15 protein-coding genes are annotated in these 16,952 nt (G+C 39.9%); 12 read left to right on the top strand and 3 right to left on the bottom strand.

Translation table 11 applies throughout. The features are described from left to right. The first annotated feature begins 4 nt into the window (after positions 1-4). The gene (locus AC1W6K_RS03105) at positions 5-628 is read left to right on the top strand and encodes a hypothetical protein (protein ID WP_481721779.1); all 624 of its coding nucleotides are present in this window, start codon (positions 5-7) and stop codon (positions 626-628) included. Here AC1W6K_RS03105 and AC1W6K_RS03100 read toward each other — a convergent pair whose 3' ends face one another. Next, positions 629-1,309 carry a YjjG family noncanonical pyrimidine nucleotidase gene (locus AC1W6K_RS03100; protein ID WP_481946409.1) on the bottom strand — a complete coding sequence of 227 codons (681 nt, stop codon included), beginning with the start codon at positions 1,307-1,309 and terminating at the stop codon, positions 629-631. Positions 1,310-1,360: 51 nt separating this feature from the next. Here AC1W6K_RS03100 and AC1W6K_RS03095 point away from each other — a divergent pair, with 51 nt between their 5' ends. The 11 genes from AC1W6K_RS03095 (at position 1,361) to AC1W6K_RS03045 (ending at position 14,757) form a co-directional block, all read left to right on the top strand. Continuing rightward, positions 1,361-2,170 (top strand): exonuclease domain-containing protein, encoded by an 810-nt coding sequence (locus AC1W6K_RS03095; RefSeq protein WP_395782995.1) that lies wholly within the window; start codon positions 1,361-1,363, stop codon positions 2,168-2,170. A gap of 62 nt (positions 2,171-2,232) precedes the next feature. After that, positions 2,233-2,562 (top strand): NADH-quinone oxidoreductase subunit NuoK, encoded by a 330-nt coding sequence (gene nuoK / locus AC1W6K_RS03090; RefSeq protein WP_377983055.1) that lies wholly within the window; start codon positions 2,233-2,235, stop codon positions 2,560-2,562. A gap of 30 nt (positions 2,563-2,592) precedes the next feature. Beyond that, positions 2,593-4,473, top strand: coding sequence for an NADH-quinone oxidoreductase subunit L (gene nuoL, locus AC1W6K_RS03085; RefSeq protein WP_481946408.1), 1,881 nt, complete (start codon positions 2,593-2,595; stop codon positions 4,471-4,473). Between the two features lie 21 nt (positions 4,474-4,494). Then, on the top strand, positions 4,495-5,946 hold the full coding sequence (locus tag AC1W6K_RS03080; protein WP_481946407.1) for a complex I subunit 4 family protein: 1,452 nt from the start codon (positions 4,495-4,497) through the stop codon (positions 5,944-5,946). 21 nt (positions 5,947-5,967) lie between these two features. Further along, the gene (locus AC1W6K_RS03075) at positions 5,968-7,365 is read left to right on the top strand and encodes an NADH-quinone oxidoreductase subunit N (protein ID WP_481946406.1); all 1,398 of its coding nucleotides are present in this window, start codon (positions 5,968-5,970) and stop codon (positions 7,363-7,365) included. 12 nt (positions 7,366-7,377) lie between these two features. Next, positions 7,378-7,869, top strand: coding sequence for a GtrA family protein (locus AC1W6K_RS03070; RefSeq protein WP_481719313.1), 492 nt, complete (start codon positions 7,378-7,380; stop codon positions 7,867-7,869). 207 nt (positions 7,870-8,076) lie between these two features. Next, positions 8,077-8,250, top strand: coding sequence for a hypothetical protein (locus AC1W6K_RS03065; RefSeq protein ID WP_377983060.1), 174 nt, complete (start codon positions 8,077-8,079; stop codon positions 8,248-8,250). Between the two features lie 60 nt (positions 8,251-8,310). Beyond that, the gene (locus tag AC1W6K_RS03060) at positions 8,311-8,931 is read left to right on the top strand and encodes a hypothetical protein (protein WP_481946405.1); all 621 of its coding nucleotides are present in this window, start codon (positions 8,311-8,313) and stop codon (positions 8,929-8,931) included. Beyond that, positions 8,903-12,133, top strand: coding sequence for a type IX secretion system sortase PorU (gene porU, locus AC1W6K_RS03055; protein ID WP_481946404.1), 3,231 nt, complete (start codon positions 8,903-8,905; stop codon positions 12,131-12,133). Before AC1W6K_RS03060 ends, porU begins: the two co-directional genes overlap by 29 nt. 102 nt (positions 12,134-12,235) lie before the next feature. Next, positions 12,236-13,408, top strand: coding sequence for a type IX secretion system outer membrane channel protein PorV (porV, locus tag AC1W6K_RS03050; RefSeq protein WP_481719316.1), 1,173 nt, complete (start codon positions 12,236-12,238; stop codon positions 13,406-13,408). 77 nt (positions 13,409-13,485) lie between these two features. Further along, the gene (locus AC1W6K_RS03045; protein ID WP_481719317.1) at positions 13,486-14,757 is read left to right on the top strand and encodes a M16 family metallopeptidase; all 1,272 of its coding nucleotides are present in this window, start codon (positions 13,486-13,488) and stop codon (positions 14,755-14,757) included. Here AC1W6K_RS03045 and AC1W6K_RS03040 read toward each other — a convergent pair. Together AC1W6K_RS03040 and AC1W6K_RS03035 are read right to left on the bottom strand one after the other, a co-directional pair. Then, complete coding sequence (locus AC1W6K_RS03040) at positions 14,754-15,662, bottom strand: PfkB family carbohydrate kinase (RefSeq protein ID WP_481719318.1); 909 nt, start codon at positions 15,660-15,662, stop codon at positions 14,754-14,756. The genes AC1W6K_RS03045 and AC1W6K_RS03040 overlap by 4 nt on opposite strands. An 11-nt stretch (positions 15,663-15,673) precedes the next feature. Beyond that, entirely contained in the window at positions 15,674-16,843 is a 1,170-nt protein-coding gene (locus AC1W6K_RS03035) for a hypothetical protein (protein ID WP_481946403.1), read from the bottom strand. Between the last annotated feature and the right edge of the window lie 109 nt (positions 16,844-16,952).

The raw sequence follows: 16,952 nt of genomic DNA, 5'->3' as shown, positions 1-16,952 counted from the left end.
ACCCATGATTTACCGACTATACCCGACGCTCTTAAATTCATTTTCGCTATATCTAAACCAAACGCGCGATGTGAATGGGAAAATTATTGTAGATGAAATCGAGATGATTGAACGGATTAATCGCGTAAAAAAACCAACGACAAAAGCCCAGCAAAAAGGAGTTGATTTTGAAAGAGCTGTAACCTTGGGTGAAAATGAAGATTTGTTTGCGGAAGGAATTATCGACAAAGCGAGGAACCTGATTCCGGATAAATATAAGACCCAATTTTACGTCGAATCCCGCTATAAAAACACTCAAATTTACGGCTATGTGGATGGTGTAGGGGAGCACGTTGCCTTTGATTTAAAAAGCACTTCCTATTATGAACCAGGGAGATTTTTAAAAAATCACCAAAACCTGTATTTATTAGGCCTACAGAAATTTGGCATCGAACAACTGGATTATGTTATCACAGATTTTGCTGATGTCTATGTCGAATCCTATCATCTTAACACCATGGACTTCAATCCATTGTATGAGCAAATCGAAAAGTTTACCGCTTTTTTAGAGGGGAACAAGCGCTTTATTCGAGACAAAAAGATAGTCGACCGCAAGGCCAATGACAACCAACTTTCCCTTTTTGAATAACTAGTGAATCCACTCTAGAAGCTCATGCAATTCCAAAATTTGAATTTTACACGATGAATCCTCATTTCGTTGATTCAAGTGTATCCCAGGAATTCCCGCATACGCAGCACCCTGAATATCAATCACGGAATGATCTCCGACCATCACAGCTTCTCCAGGAGAAATTCCGGCAATTTTTAAAGCATAATCAAAAAAACCGCGAGCCGGTTTTTTATACCCAGCAATGTCTGAGGTAATTATTTCTTGAAAAAAATGCCGCATACCAGCTCCATCGATTTTAACCCATTGAATGTCAGTAAATCCATTCGTTAAAATATAAAGTGGGTATTTTTGAGCCAAGTGCTCAATGACCTCAAATGCGCCAGGAATTAAATTTGTTTTTCGAGGGGTCTTTTGTAAATACGCCTCTGAAAATTCACGTATGGGTCCATCGATTTGCAATTCATCGAAAAACCGGATAAACCGAGTTTCACGAAGTACTTCTTGCGAAATTCTCCCCAATTGATAGTCCTCCCAAAGCGAATCATTGATTTGCTGAAACGTGCTCCACATAAAGGTCTCGTCGGCCAACGGCAGATTGAAGGCGTCAAATAATTCTATTAACACTTCATTTGCATTTCGATCGTGATCCCATAGCGTGTGATCCCAGTCAAAAAATATGGCTTTAGGGGTGAATTTCATCGAACAAAGGTAATAATAAGCTACCTTTATGCCTATTAAAATTCAAAAGCTATGGAGCATCAATTACAACTCAAAAGACCGTTGGCCTTTTTCGACTTAGAAACCACCGGAATAATGGTCAATCGCGACCGAATCGTCGAAATATCCATTGCTAAAGCTAATATCGATGGCTCCGTAGAGGTAAAAACAAGACGTGTTAATCCGGGTATTCCAATTCCATTAGAGGCATCTTTAGTTCATGGAATCTATGATGCCGACGTACTAGATGAGCCAAATTTTAAGCAAGTAGCAAAATCCCTAGCGACATTTTTAGATGGTTGTGATTTAGCAGGCTTCAATTCGAATCGTTTCGATGTGCCCATGTTGGTTGAAGAATTTCTACGCAATGATGTAGATTTTGATATGAAAAATCGAAAATTAGTGGATGCCCAACGAATTTTCCATATGATGGAACCTCGAAATCTAACAGCTGCTTTCCGATTTTATTGTAATAAAGAATTAGTGGGAGCACACGGAGCTGAAGCCGATGTGCTAGCCACATTAGAAGTTTTAAACGCCCAGGTAAAACACTACGCAAACACCAGCCTGAAGGATGCGGACGGGAATGACTATTTCCCAATCCAAAATGATGTCCAAAAATTACATGAATTAAGCGCATCGAATTCGATCGATTTTGCTAATCGTATGGTTTATAATAAAGATCAAATTGCCGTTTTTAATTTTGGCAAACATATTGGTAGACCTATTTTGGAAGTCCTCAAATCAGATCCATCCTATTACGATTGGATGATGAAGGGTGATTTCCCCATGGATACAAAACGGAAATTGACTGAAATAAAATTACAAGGTTTTCAACGTTAGGGACTATAAAATTCAGTTTATTTCGTATTTTTGCCTCGCATAAATGCATTTAAATAACGACTATGCAATCGATTCCAGAAGTATTACGCACAATACCACTAACTCATTACATTCTTGTAAGTTCCGCTTTATTCTGCATTGGAATTTTGGGAGTTTTGACCCGCCGCAATGCAATTATTGTATTCATGGCCGTTGAACTCATGCTGAATGCTGTCAATTTATTGTTGGCCGCATTTTCATCTTATTTTTCAGATCCAGCAGGTCAAATTTTTGTCTTTTTTATCATGGCAGTTGCCGCGGCTGAAGTTGCTGTAGGCCTAGCCATTATTGTTATGATTTACCGAAACATTCAAAGTATTGATATCGGTGTGCTTAATAAATTAAAAAATTAATTCCAGCACACATTCAATCAGCCTAATCATATGTCATTATTCTATTTAATTCCCTTGCTTCCGTTTATTGGTTTTCTCATAAATGGACTCGCATTCCCCAAATTGAATAAGCAATTAGCCGGTATAATCGGAACCATTCCACCTGTAGTGGCATTTGCTTTATCCTTGCAATTATTTTTAAATTTTGACGGTCAAACGCAGATTTACACATTAGCCGAATGGATGAAATTAGGCGAATTGTCTATTCCATTTGCGTTTCAAGTGGACCAATTATCCATTTTAATGCTCCTTATTATCACGGGTGTTGGAACGTTGATTCATGTGTATTCGATGGGCTATATGGCACATGATGCGGGTTTGGGCAAATTTTTTGCTTTCCTAAATTTGTTTATCTTCTTTATGTTGATACTTGTTTTAGGCGCAAATTTCGTCGTCATGTTTATTGGTTGGGAAGGTGTAGGATTATGCTCCTATCTATTAATCGGATTTTGGAACCAGAAAAATAGCTATGGTGATGCGGCGCGTAAAGCGTTTATCATGAACCGCATTGGCGACTTGGGATTCTTGGTGGGTATTTTCTTATTGATACAAAATTTTGGCACAACAGATTACACCTCCATTTTTACATCCATTAACGAGGGCAATGTACCTGATAATGTAGGATTAATCGCCTTCTGCTTGTTTGTTGGCGCAATGGGTAAATCAGCTCAGATTCCATTATTTACATGGCTACCGGATGCCATGGCGGGCCCTACACCGGTTTCGGCATTAATTCACGCGGCAACCATGGTAACGGCAGGAATTTACATGGTTATTCGAGCCAATGTGTTGTTCGAATTGAGCCCAGAAGTATTGCATTTTGTAGGATGGATTGGACTTGCTACCGCTTTACTCGGTGCAGCTATTGGTTTATTCCAAAACGACATCAAAAAAGTATTAGCCTATTCTACCGTATCCCAATTGGGCTATATGTTTATGGGACTCGGCGCCTCAGCTTACACGGCTTCTTTCTTTCACGTCATGACGCATGCATTCTTTAAGGCATTGTTGTTTTTAGGGGCGGGTTCGGTTATTCATGCGATGTCCGACGAGCAAGACATTCGGAAAATGGGTGGATTAAAAAGCCACTTGCCTATAACTTACGTCACATTTTTGTTAGGCACAATTGCCATTGCGGGTATACCTCCTTTTGCAGGTTTCTTCTCTAAAGATGAGATATTGGCTAGCTTGTATCATCACGATCCAATCATGTGGTGGTTGGCGATTTTAGGTTCAGCCATGACGTCATTCTACATGTTCCGCGTATTTATTTTAACATTCTTTGGTGCATTCAGAGGTTCGCAAAAACAAGCAGATCACTTGCATGAATCTCCATGGACAATGACACTGCCATTAATTATTTTAGCCATATTCTCTGTGGGAGGTGGAATCATCAACTTGCCTCATTTTGCTGGCGGGAATGAATTCTTAGCTCATTGGTTAGCCCCACTGCTTCCTGCAGCTGGTGAGGCAGCTGAAGTTAATTTCTTAAGTTTAGAAGGTGGCGCGCCATTATTGGCCGCATTTTTACCTGCGGCGCTGGCAATCTATATTTTTGGTATGCAGAAATCTGTACCAGGATCGGATGCATCAGTTACTGGAATTCAAAAGGTTATATACCATAAATTCTACATCGATGAATTGTATGATATGCTTATTGTTCGGCCAATTAGCCTCTTGAGTAATTTCTTGCATCAAATTTTCGAGTTTTTAGTTTTGGATCTACTAGTAGAGGGTGTGGGTAAAATTGTCCAGTATGCATCCTCAGAATTCCGACGGATCCAAACGGGAAACGTAGGCTACTATATTTTTATGATTGTTATTTCGGTAACTGTCATTTTATTTTTGGGTCTAAAGACTTGGATTTTATAATCTTTAATCGACGCTAAAGGCATGTATTTACTTTTTATACTTTTATTTCCACTTGCATTAGGTAGCTTTTTACTAATCGCCAAACCTAAAAATGCATTTGTCATTTCCCTAACTGGGTCGATCATTGAGGCGATTATAGTTGCTTATGTGTTAATTCAATCAAGTCAGTCCGCTAATGCCATCGCTATTTCCTATCCATGGATTCCAGAAGCAGGGCTTTCGTTTTCACTTTGGGTGGATGGAATTAATGGGATATTGATTGGTTTAATAGGTTTATTGATTCCGTTTATCATTGGGAGCACGGCAAATACGGACAGAGCTAATAACCCCGTCTACCAAGGGTTGATTTTGACAATGCAGACTGCTTTGTTGGGTTCATTCTTAGCGAAAGACGCATTCTTATTTTATTTTTTCTTTGAAGCTTCTTTGTTGCCCATCTACTTTCTATCTGCACAGTTTGGCGGGGAAAATCGAATCGCAATCACGTTTAAGTTTTTTGTCTATACCCTTTTTGGTTCGCTATTCTTATTAATTGGTTTAATCTACGTGTATCTGCGCACACCAGGAGCAGTAGGTTCCGCTGATATTGATGTCTTAGTTGAGACGGCGCGTAGTTTACCTGCGACTTCTCAAAACTATTTGTTTCTAGCATTCTTCATTGCGTTTGCAATCAAGATGCCTATTTTCCCTTTCCACACTTGGCAACCAGATACCTACACGACTTCCCCAGCGCAAGGAAGTATGTTGCTGGGCGGAATCATGTTAAAAATGGGGACTTATGGTGTGATTAGACTCGTATTGCCCATGTTTCCATTGGGAATGATTACGTGGGGAACTACGGTAACAATACTTTCGGTGATTGGTATTATATATGGTTCAATCATCGCAATCCAACAAAAAGATGCGAAACGCCTCATTGCCTATTCTTCTTTTGCACACGTAGGACTTATGTCGGCAGGGATATTAACCGGCAGTTTAGCTGGAATTCAGGGTTCATTATACCAAATGCTTTCGCATGGTATTAACATTGTAGGATTATTTTTCATCATCGAAATTATTGAGCGTAGAACAAAAACACGCGAACTAGCCCAATTGGGAGGAATAACGCAGGCATCTTTTGTTTTAAGTGTTGCCTTTGTTGTACTAAGTTTAGGTTCGGTTGCCTTGCCGTTAACGAATGGATTTATCGGCGAGTTTCTATTATTGAAAAGTGTCTTTGATCTTGACATGTGGATTGGGATTATTGCCGGAATTACCATCATTTTGGGAGCGGTTTACACGTTACGCTTGATTCAAAAAAGCATGTTTGGTAATGTTTCACGCATCACAAAAGAATTTGAGGATTTAACATCAGCAGAAAAAATGGTCTTAGTACCGCTAGTAATACTTGTACTTGTGGGTGGAATTTTTCCGCAAACCGTACTTAATTACAGCGCTGAAAGCGTGGAGAAATTAACGCAATTACTTAACTAAGATCTATATAACGCATCTATTATGACGGCTATTATTGCTTTATCAATTTTTGGAATTAGTAATTTATTTTTGGGCTTTTGGCTTTCACGAAAAACCATTCAAACATTCACGTTAGGTTTTTTAGCCCTTAGCATGGGCTTAACAGTGGCGGATTGGAATCATGAATATCTGTGGTTCGGTAATATGTTCCGCTCGACGAACACCTCTATTAATTTTAGTATTATTATTCAATTAGCTGCGTTTTTTGTGGTCGCATTTTCGAATGCCTTCGGACAAGATGACGAGCATACTCACCCGGCTGAATACTATGCCATCATGTTATTCTCGGTTGTTGGTGCCATCTTAATGGTTTCCTTCGACCATTTAATCATGCTGTTCGTTGGCCTGGAAATCCTTTCCGTTTCCATGTATGTTTTGACGGGCTCCGACAAGCGTAATCTTCGATCCAATGAAGCAGCGATTAAGTATTTATTAATGGGTGCTTTTGCCACCGGAATTTTACTATTTGGCATTACCTTAGTTTATGGAGCTACGCGCTCATTTTATATTGCCAATATTGCAAACGCAATTGCAAGTACCCCTAAAGAATCCATGCCAACCTTCCTGTATGCAGGAATTCTTTTGATGCTTGTAGGCATGCTATTTAAAGTTTCAGCGGCTCCTTTCCATTTTTGGACGCCAGATGTATACGATGGCGCACCAACAATCTTTACGATGTTTATGTCGACAGTCGTAAAAACAGCTGGATTTGCAGCTCTTTTCCATGTTTTTTCAGGTATGTTCGGTGCTTTGTATGCAACGTGGGCATTACCGGTATATTTCATCAGTATGTTAACGCTGGTGATTGGTAATGTGACGGCGGTGTACCAACAAAGCATGAAGCGCATGTTAGCCTATTCGAGTATTTCGCATGCGGGATATATGCTGATGACCATTTCAGCGAATCAATCATCGACAACCTCCACCATTTTATATTATTCGTTGGCTTACACCCTAGCCACAGTTACCACCTTTGCGATTTTTAAAATCGTATCGGAATATCAAACAGGCCGCGTTGAAAAACCAGAAAATTTTCAAGCATTTGAAGGTTTAGCGAAACAGAATCCATTGTTGGCCTTCTGCTTGACCATATCACTATTATCGCTTGCAGGCATACCATTGACGGCTGGCTTTTGGGGAAAGTTTTTTGTTTTTGCAGACACATTCCACCGCAACATTACCTATTCAATTATCGTAGCCGTATTAATGTCGGCCGTAGGTATTTACTATTATTTCAAAGGAATCATTGCCGCATATTTTAAAAAGAGCGAGATGGAAGTAATTCATATTCCTAGATTGTATCAAGTAGCCTTAATCATGAGTACCTTGGCGACATTGGTACTCGGTATTTATCCAACAATTGTGAAATCGTTATTTTAAGACGCCAAAGATTTGAAGAAGCAATCAAGCCTATTTAATCGAAAAGATTTAGTCGCATATTTTATTATTGCGGGGATTGGGGCATTGATTCAGCTTTTAGCAGGTGGTTTATTAAAGGATTGGTTTCGCATGTCGTACGAGTCCACCATTTTACCCGCGTATTTTATTTCTTTAATTGCGGGCTTTATCCTTACCAAATTATTTGCCTTTAATGCCCGGCAGACGAAACAAACCCAACGCGAAATGATTAAATTTTTGCTCGTTGCTACCTTTTCCGGATTTGTAACTTGGTTTTTTAGCGTTACACCCTATTCGGTTATTTCGCGCAACTACGCAGATTATTTTATTCAAATACCTTATTCGATTAAACGCATCAATGTCACACAGGTTTCGACCACGGTAACTGGCATGGGATTTAGTTTTGTGTCAAACTATGTTTTACACAAATCCTTCACCTTTAAAAGTAGTGGCTTTTACGACCGATTTAAGGATTTAATTAAGTAAAACACCGCATTTCTGAGGGATACCTGCCCAACACCTTAATTTAAACTTAATTTTCCAAAGATTGAATGTGGCCATTAGGCCGCAAAAGGGGGATTTTTGATAAAAAATTATCCAAAACTTAAAATAATCTTAAAATTTTAAGCAATTCTTTGGGTATTCTAATTTTTCCTACTACTTTTGGGACTCAAACCTTAAAATATTACAAAAATGAAAAAAGTATTCGCTTTAGCTTTCGTTGCTGGTATGGTAACTTTAGCATCTTGTGGTGAGAAAAAAACTGAGGCTGCTGCTGATTCAGTTGCTGTTGATACTGCTGCTGCTGCACCAGTTGATTCTGCTGCTGCTGACACTGCTGCTGCTGACACTGCTGCTGCTAAATAATTTTAGCCAAGCTACAGAAAAGAGTCCTTCACTTGTGGAGGACTTTTTTTATTCCCTCGAATGACGAAAAGCAAAAAAATAGAATCATTCTTTGATCACTTCCCTCCTGAAGTGGCCGAATATTGCTTTCAATTATGGCAAGACCATCCATTCAACTTTATCGTCTCGAAAGCACGCGGCACAAAGCTTGGCGACTTTCGCTACTCGCCTACAAAAGGGTATCAAGTTACAGTAAATCACAACTTAAACCCGTATGCATTTTTAGTCACCTATATCCATGAAGTGGCACATCGAGTAACTTATGATATCCACAAAAGCAACGTAAATCCGCATGGGATCGAATGGAAACGGAATTTCTATGAACTATTTGAGCCTATTTTAGATGAGGAATTATTACCTGCCTCGCTCGTTCACGTACTTAGGAAATACCTTCAGAATCCGGCGGCTACCTCTACGGGTTATGCCCCACTTGTTACCGTATTAGCATCATTCGATACACAACCAGCGATAGGCACTCGGCTTATTGATTTAGAAGAAGGATCTGTGTTCCAACTAAAAAACCTGATCCTCATCAAAGGGAAACTTCGCAGAACACGTTACATTTGTCAGGATTCTCAGTCAAGAAAAAATTATTTAGTTGCCAAAAACGCATATGTACAACCGCAAGAACCTTTGGTCTAAATTCCGATTTATCGGCATTTTACTCATTGGCCTCCCGCTTGCTTCATTTGCCCAATCTATATTAAAGCAAGGCACTTGGCACCGGATAGCGATTGCTAACTCCGGATTCTATCGAATCGATCAAGCGTGGTTGAAAAAACATCAAATCACCGGCAATTCACAAAATTTCGGTTTGTACACCTCTGCACCAGGCATGCTTCCACAAGATCCAGCCAAAGCTCCCACGAATAACTTATTTCCGGTTCCGATTGCAATAGAAGGAAATGGCCAACTGATATTTTGGGGAGAATCCCCGAACCAACTTCAATTTGATGTAAAATCCGCTTCCTGGAACCAAGAAACGAATACGTATTCAGACTCAAGCTATTATTATTTACGTATAGACGACCCAAAGCCGCTTCGCATTACCACGCTAAAACCACCAAAAGGAATCGGGAATCCATTAAACTTCGCCCATACCTTATCCCACTACGAACCTGAAAAATATAACCTAATTCAATCTGGACGGACATGGCTTGGAGATGCATTTTTCGGAACAGGAAATTTAGCCCTGCAATATGTGATTAGAGATGTCCTAGATGGTACATCTGCTGAATTAAAAGCACGTTTTTATGCTGGCGGAACCACCCCAAGTAAATTCACGCTCGCCATTCCAGGTAATTCCCCTATATCAATCGAAATTCCTGCTATTTCAGGAAATAGGTATGACCAAAAAGCATTTTTTGCGGATGTAAAGCAACCCATAAAGATGAATTCTTCCGGCCCAAACTGGAATTGGAACATCGCGTATCAAACTACTTCAGGAGCTGGATATATAGACTACATTCAATTTGCCTACAAACGAAAATTCAATGCGACTACTGACCAGCCTCTATATTTATTTGCCAATTCCCGTGACACAACGGCTAATGTGCAAATACCAAATTTACAAGCTTCGAGCCTTCTTTGGCTGAAAAATGGTCAAAATGAATGGCAACAAATACAACCTCCCGGAGCAGAAATGGAAATTCGTTTTTCCCCAGGCAGCCAATTAGCCCTTGGAAATTCAAGCCTAACAGCATATCCTGTTTGGCGAGAGCGGATTTCGAATCAGGACCTCTTAGCCCAAGACCCCAAGTTGCAGCTTATTATTATCACAAGTCCACCTTTGCAACAAGCAGCAGAAAAACTAGCAAAATTCAAGTCGAACATCCAAAAAATACCCACTCAAATAGTCTCAACAGCTCAAATTTATCACGAATTTTCAGGAGGCAAACAAGATGTGAGTGCTATTCGAAATTACCTGAAGGCTTTGGCAAGTCAGACGACCTTGCGTTATGTGTTGATTTTAGGAGATGCATCCATCGACTACAAAGGTAAGTCTACCGTAGCTAGCGCCTTAGAAAAAAATAGCTACGTCCCTACCTATCAAAGCCTAGAATCCACACAGCCCTTAGTAAGTTATTCGTCTGACGATTACTTTGGCATCATAGATTCGCAAGCGGGAGATTGGGAGAATACACAACCGAATCTCCAACTAGCCATCGGCCGAATTCCAGCAAAAAATCCGATTGAGGCCAACATGTTTATTCAAAAATTAATTGATTACCAATCTAAACCTTCACCCGCAACTAGAAGACCCTACCGGTTTAGTTGGGTCGCTGATGACGGCGATTTCTCCATTCACATGCAGGATGCGGAGGATTTTTCGGCTTACATCCAAGCAGGAAAATTTGCAATTGATTATCAAAAAACCTATTTGGATCAATTCCCGATGGAGGTTTCCAACGGCCAATACACCTCTTCCGCTGCAAAAAAACAAGTTCTTTCCTTATTTACACAAGATGCTGATTTCATCCACTTCATCGGCCATGGGTCAGAAAGTGGTTGGACAGATGAAAAGATCCTGACAAACAATGATATCATTGGCCTAAAAAATAGCCAACACCTTCCTATCCTGTTGACCGCAACTTGCCAGTTCGGTCGGTTCGATGATCCGAATCAACTTTCAGGGGGAGAACTCGCCTTACTTTCTCCACAAGGGGGCTCCATTGCGCTAATCAGTACAACAAGACCTGTATTTCAAAGTAGCAATTACATTTTCGGAAAAGCCTTTTACAAATATGTATCCGCTAATATGAAATCTTCTAACTACCGATTGGGGGATTTATTTCGAGATACAAAAAATGATAGCAAAACGGGAGTCATTAACCGCAATATAAGTTTGTTGGGCGACCCGAGCAGTCCATTACCCTGGCAAAGTAATGCCTTAACAATTGCGCCTGATGGGCCAAATTATTTGGTCAAATCAGAAAGCGAAACGGAAGGCCCATTAATTGCTTATTATTATGCAGCCAATACGGGTGCAAAAACCTTGGGAACGAAAGGCGCTGCATTTAGCTATGAATTACCAGGAAAGCTTATTGGAAAATCCACACATGCGCTAAAACAAGGAATTTCGTCCATTTTCGCTAACAGTCTACCCACATCGAAAAGCCAAATGGAAATGAAGCTTATTGGTCAAGCGAAATCAGGAATTGCTATTTCAGGGCACCAACTAGTCCAGCGAAAACAGATGGAATTGACAGATACAAAGCCTCCCGTAATTCAGATTACGTTTCCGGATGAACCAATTCAAGGGGTCTTTTCGGCAAATCCAATTTGTCAGATTACTATTTCAGATGACCAAGGGCTACAGTGGCAAGGGCCAAAAAATGAAATTGCTTATTTAACTTTGAACGATACATTACAAATCCCCATGCTACCGTATTGGGAACCCAGATTGGACACACCCAATCAAGGCAGTTTGCGTTACATGTTTACAAACCTGAAAGCTGGCTTATATGATTTACGGGTGAATTGTTGGGATAGTAACAATAATGCGAGCCTACAATCGTTTAAATTTACAGTTGGCGAAAATGCTTCTACTTCCCAGCGTTGGAAATTATACCCCAATCCTGCACAAGATAAAATGACATTCAGGACGCAACTTAATCGAGTGTGGAGCTCAGATCGATATGAACTTGAAATTTATAATTTGGTCGGTGAGCGAATACTTCAGCAAACAGGTGATTTGATTCCAATGTCGGATCAAGAAGCTGGATTTGAATTTTCAGTGAATACGCTTGGTACAGGTGGAATAGGCTTTGTTAAGCTAAATGTACTTGATAGTAAAGGTAAAATCATCGAAACCGTTAAATCTAAAATATTGACCCTAAAATAAATTTTGACAAAGATTTTTTTTAAATTTCAAACATTTACCTTAAAAATAACTATTTTTGAATCTAGCTTTAATGCTAAGAGACTCTCTTATAAATTTTATACAATGACAACGAATTATTCGATCATCCAAAAAGTAGTTTTTACTTTAGTTGCTGTATCTATTAGCACGCTAACCTTTGGGCAATTACCAACTACCGTTTTAGGCCAAACGAACGCAGGTCGCGTTCCTACTCCAACCATGTTGTTTTTAAATGTTTCTCCTGATGCACGTTCTGCAGGTATGGGAGACGCAGGTGTTGCCATTTCATCCGATGTTAATGCAATATATTGGAATCCGGCCAAATTAGCGACAGCAGATAAAGACCTAGGATTCGCTATTTCATACACCCCATGGTTACGTAATTTAGTAAATGACATGGCATTGTATAACATTGCGGGTTACAAGAAAACATCGAAAGATCAAGCTTTCGGATTCTCAATCAACTATTTTGATCAAGGCCTTTTCCAAGCTACTACAGCAAATGGAACAAGTGCTGGTAATTTCAATTCCAAAGAATACGCACTAACCTTAGCGCATGCTCGTAAATTATCTAATGCATTATCGTTGGGTGTTAATTTAAAATATATCAATTCAAATTTAACTGGCGGCTACCAAGCGGTTAGTTCTCAGATGAAGCCTGCTCAAACAGTTGCTGCTGATTTAGCATTATATTGGAACTCCGTAACAGAGAAAAATTGGAACTTAACTTATGGTTTAGTTTTATCTAACATTTCAGGTAAAGTTTCTTATGGTGGTTTAGATAAAAACTTCATTCCAACAAACCTGCGTGCTGGAATTGCCGGAGTTAAGAATATCGATGAGAAAAATAAGTTAACCTTGACGTTAGATTTAAACAAATTAATGGTTCCAACGCCACAGTCGGTTGATGCAAACGGAGCCATAACAGGTACAGATCCTAACAACACAACAGCTATCGGAGGAATTTTCGGTTCTTTGTTTGATGCTCCGGATGGATTTGGCGAGGAGTTAAAAGAAGTAACGGCTTCATTAGGTGCTGAATATCTTTACAATAATACATTTGCAATTCGTGGTGGTTATTTCAACGAAAGTGCCATGAAAGGTGATCGTAAATATTTCACGATGGGTATAGGGTTTAAATTAGACCAAAAATATGGTTTTGATTTTGCTTATTTAGTTCCTACAGGATCTAGCAGCCCACTCGCTAATACATTACGTATTTCTTTATTGGCAGCAATCAATCAAGAAAGAAAATAAATTAACGCTATTCATTCATCAAATGACATCTCTCGGGATGTCATTTGTGTTTTAAGCCTACCTCCAACTTCCCCTACATGCTTGATCGGACACTTGCTCCCCCTGCCTATCCCATTGATTGGATTCAGTTTCCTACCACAAATACATACACAACTAAACAAGGTGTACCTATCCATTCGATATCATTAGGAGAGCAGCCCGTATTTAAATTCGAGTATACAATTCATGCAGGCGCGAGCGAAGCAACAAAGGCTGGCGTGGCAAGTATTACATCCATGTTAATGAAGCGTGGAACGCAACAACATACGGCACAAGAGCTAAATCAAAAATTTGATTTTTATGGCGCATTTTGGGATGTTCAATCAAGCTTAGATCATGCGACCTTCACCGTATTCGGATTAACCAAGCACTTCGAATCATTGATGCCATTGGTTTTTGAAATCATTACCCAAGCCACCTTTCCGAGAGATGAGTTTGAAAAAGAAATTGCCATTGAAATTCAAAAGAATAAATTGAATTGGCAAAAGACAGCTTTTAGCGCTAGTCAAATCTTTCGCTCACAATTGTTCCCCAACGACCCCTATGGGCGCGTAAGCAATGCGGAAAGCCTACAAGAAATTACACGAGAAGAATTAGTGGGGTTTCATCAGACTAATTGGTTAGGCCAACAACCAACCATATTCCTTTCGGGCCAAATAAGTGCGGAGGCCATAGCATGTGTCGCCTCGTTAGTTGACCTATCCATTACGCCAAAAACAGCCCTTTTTGAACGCCCAGTACTAGTTTCACCACGTGCCACACGCACGCATGAATCACGTGAGCAGGCACTTCAATGTTCGATTCGAATGGGTCAAGTGAGCATGAATCGCCAGAATCCAGATTATTACAAATTCAGTGTTTTGAATACGATTCTAGGTGGATTTTTCGGATCGCGATTGCAAAAAAATATTCGTGAAGAAAAAGGATTCACGTACGGAATTTCTTCTTCATTAGTCCCCTTAAAGCGAGCAGGATATTGGGTAATAGGCACTGATGTCAATAAAGAAAATGCGGCTGAAACTTGCAGTGAAATCAGAAGAGAAATCCAAGAACTTCGTACAAATTTAATCCCATCAGACGAACTTGAGATTGTTAAAAGCTATTTGATGGGTAGTTTTACAGGAGAGCTTACGCAGGCATTTGATATTGCCGACAAGCTAAAAATTATCTATTTGGAAGGACTGCCAATTGATTTTTATGATCATTTCCAGCATCAAATCATGGCATGTACCTCAAAAGATTTGAGAGAACTAGCAAATCAATACCTAGATCCCTCAAATCTTCACGAAGTTATTGTAGGTGCAATTTAAAAACGCGCTAATTCACGGAACTCATTCACCCGACCATCTAAATCCTGGTCAGTGATTTCCAACAAACGTTCCGTACCAAATTTCTCCACACAGAAAGATGCCATGGCTGATCCATAAACGATCGCCTTACGCATATTCTCAAATGAGATATCATCTGTTTTTGCTAAGTAGCCAATAAAGCCCCCTACAAACGTATCGCCAGCACCTGTTGGATCAAATACCTCCTCAAGTGGTAAAGCTGGGCAGTAAAACATGTCCGAACCTTGGAACAATAGCGCACCATGTTCTCCTTTTTTGATGATAAGGGTTTTAGGTCCCATCGCCATAATTAATTTCGCAGCAGTGCGCAACGAATATTGCTCAGATAATTGGCGTGCCTCCTCATCATTAATACAAAGCACATCAACCATCTTAAGCACACGTTTTAAATCATCCATCGCTACGTCCATCCAAAAATTCATGGTATCCATCACCACCAACTTAGGTCGTTTTGAAAGACCTTCTATTGCTTCGATTTGAACTTGAGGCGTTAAGTTACCCAACATCAAGTATTCACAATCTTGATAGCTAGCAGGAATCACAGGTTTGAAATCAGCTAATACATTTAAGTCGGTCACCAACGTATCCCGAGAATTCATGTTATTATGGTATTTGCCAGCCCAGAAAAAAGACTTTTCCCCAGCCTTAATTTGAAGACCATCTAAGTTAATTCCTTTGGACTCCAGCGTATCCATGTATGCTTGTGGAAAGTCGTCGCCTACCACAGCTACCACATTTACTTTGGGTTGGAAAAATGCGGCTGATAATGCAATGTAAGTACATGATCCACCGATAATTTTATCCGTTTTGCCATAAGGCGTTTCAAGCGCGTCGAACGCTACAGTTCCAATTGTTAATAAACTCATAAGGGATGATTTTAGCCAACTTTAGCACACCGACTAAACGGCTGATTGGGGTTAAAAAATAAACGATAAGTAATATATGTTTTATCGTTTGTCGCGCCTAACTGCGAAACAAATCGAAGCATTTTCGGATTAAAATCCCCGACCCAATTCATGTCCATGGTTGTGTAGGGATAAAATGGATTTTCACGTGCAGCCGTACGAAAACGTAGTGCAATGGCAGATTCGACGCCTTTTCCCTGATGTTCCGGAACCACACCAAAAATCAATCCACATGTACGGGTAAGCGTACCGCGGAGCTTTAACAATACGAATTTGATCATCCCCCAAACATTTAATTTACCATTTAAATGTTTAACGATTTGATTCAAATCTGGGATTACAATAAAAAAGGCAACTGGCTCTCCGGCTGGCCCATAGGCGAACCAAAGTAATTGTTCGTCGATGATGGGTTTCATTTTCTGCACTAGTTTCTGTGCTTGTTCGGAGGACATGGCAGAAACGCCTGGAAACTTAGACCATGCTGCATTAAAAATGATTCGAAAATCTTCTGCATATTTAGGCAGATTCGACTTCTCGATATGTTTAAACGTATAATCCGGATTCTGATAAATTCGTTCTGCTTTTTCTTCGATTCCTGCAGTCACATTTGCTCCCGTGATGGAAGAAACAAAAACATGCTGCTTGAAATAATCTTGAAATCCGTAGGCTTCAAAATATTCAATGTAATAAGGCTTCGTCCAAGGCATTTTATACGTTGGCTCATACGCCCAGCCCTGAACCATCAAGCCCCAAAAGCTATCACGTTCCCCAAAGTTAATCGGCCCATCCATGCCCTCCATCCCCTTCGAAATCAACCATTGCTTGCAGGCATCAAATAATTTAAACGCCGCGGTCTTGTCTTCGATACATTCAAAAAATCCCATCCCACCCACGGGTACTTCATCGGAGGATTTCGAATAAAATGCTGCGACACGACCAATGGTTTTTCCGGTGTCATCGAGCAATATCCACCGAATAGCCTCACCGTTTTTAAACTGTGTATTTTTTTTCGGATCAAATATTGACTCAATATCATTGTCTAACGGACGAATCCAATTCGGATCTGTCGCATATAGGTTGACCGCAATTCTTAAAAATTCTAGTCTAGAAGCTCTATCGTCCCCTATTTCCTTTAAAACCATATTGGCGAAAGTATTTTTTTACCAAAAACATACAAAGATAATACAATTCACAAGCCCCTCATTTGTTTGGTGAATTAAAAGAATCCGATTAATTTTAATCCCTTATACA

This window comes from Aquirufa sp. (genome assembly GCF_964796385.1).
This window is presented reverse-complemented; position numbering and strand designations above follow the sequence as displayed.

Coding starts and splice junctions, on each gene's coding strand:
- AC1W6K_RS03105 (WP_481721779.1), top strand. CDS start 5: ATGATTTACCGACTATACCCGACGCTCTTAAATTCATTTTCGCTATAT.
- AC1W6K_RS03100 (WP_481946409.1), bottom strand. CDS start 1,309: ATGAAATTCACCCCTAAAGCCATATTTTTTGACTGGGATCACACGCTA.
- AC1W6K_RS03095 (WP_395782995.1), top strand. CDS start 1,361: ATGGAGCATCAATTACAACTCAAAAGACCGTTGGCCTTTTTCGACTTA.
- nuoK (WP_377983055.1), top strand. CDS start 2,233: ATGCAATCGATTCCAGAAGTATTACGCACAATACCACTAACTCATTAC.
- nuoL (WP_481946408.1), top strand. CDS start 2,593: ATGTCATTATTCTATTTAATTCCCTTGCTTCCGTTTATTGGTTTTCTC.
- AC1W6K_RS03080 (WP_481946407.1), top strand. CDS start 4,495: ATGTATTTACTTTTTATACTTTTATTTCCACTTGCATTAGGTAGCTTT.
- AC1W6K_RS03075 (WP_481946406.1), top strand. CDS start 5,968: ATGACGGCTATTATTGCTTTATCAATTTTTGGAATTAGTAATTTATTT.
- AC1W6K_RS03065 (WP_377983060.1), top strand. CDS start 8,077: ATGAAAAAAGTATTCGCTTTAGCTTTCGTTGCTGGTATGGTAACTTTA.
- AC1W6K_RS03060 (WP_481946405.1), top strand. CDS start 8,311: ATGACGAAAAGCAAAAAAATAGAATCATTCTTTGATCACTTCCCTCCT.
- porU (WP_481946404.1), top strand. CDS start 8,903: ATGTACAACCGCAAGAACCTTTGGTCTAAATTCCGATTTATCGGCATT.
- porV (WP_481719316.1), top strand. CDS start 12,236: ATGACAACGAATTATTCGATCATCCAAAAAGTAGTTTTTACTTTAGTT.
- AC1W6K_RS03045 (WP_481719317.1), top strand. CDS start 13,486: ATGCTTGATCGGACACTTGCTCCCCCTGCCTATCCCATTGATTGGATT.
- AC1W6K_RS03040 (WP_481719318.1), bottom strand. CDS start 15,662: ATGAGTTTATTAACAATTGGAACTGTAGCGTTCGACGCGCTTGAAACG.
- AC1W6K_RS03035 (WP_481946403.1), bottom strand. CDS start 16,843: ATGGTTTTAAAGGAAATAGGGGACGATAGAGCTTCTAGACTAGAATTT.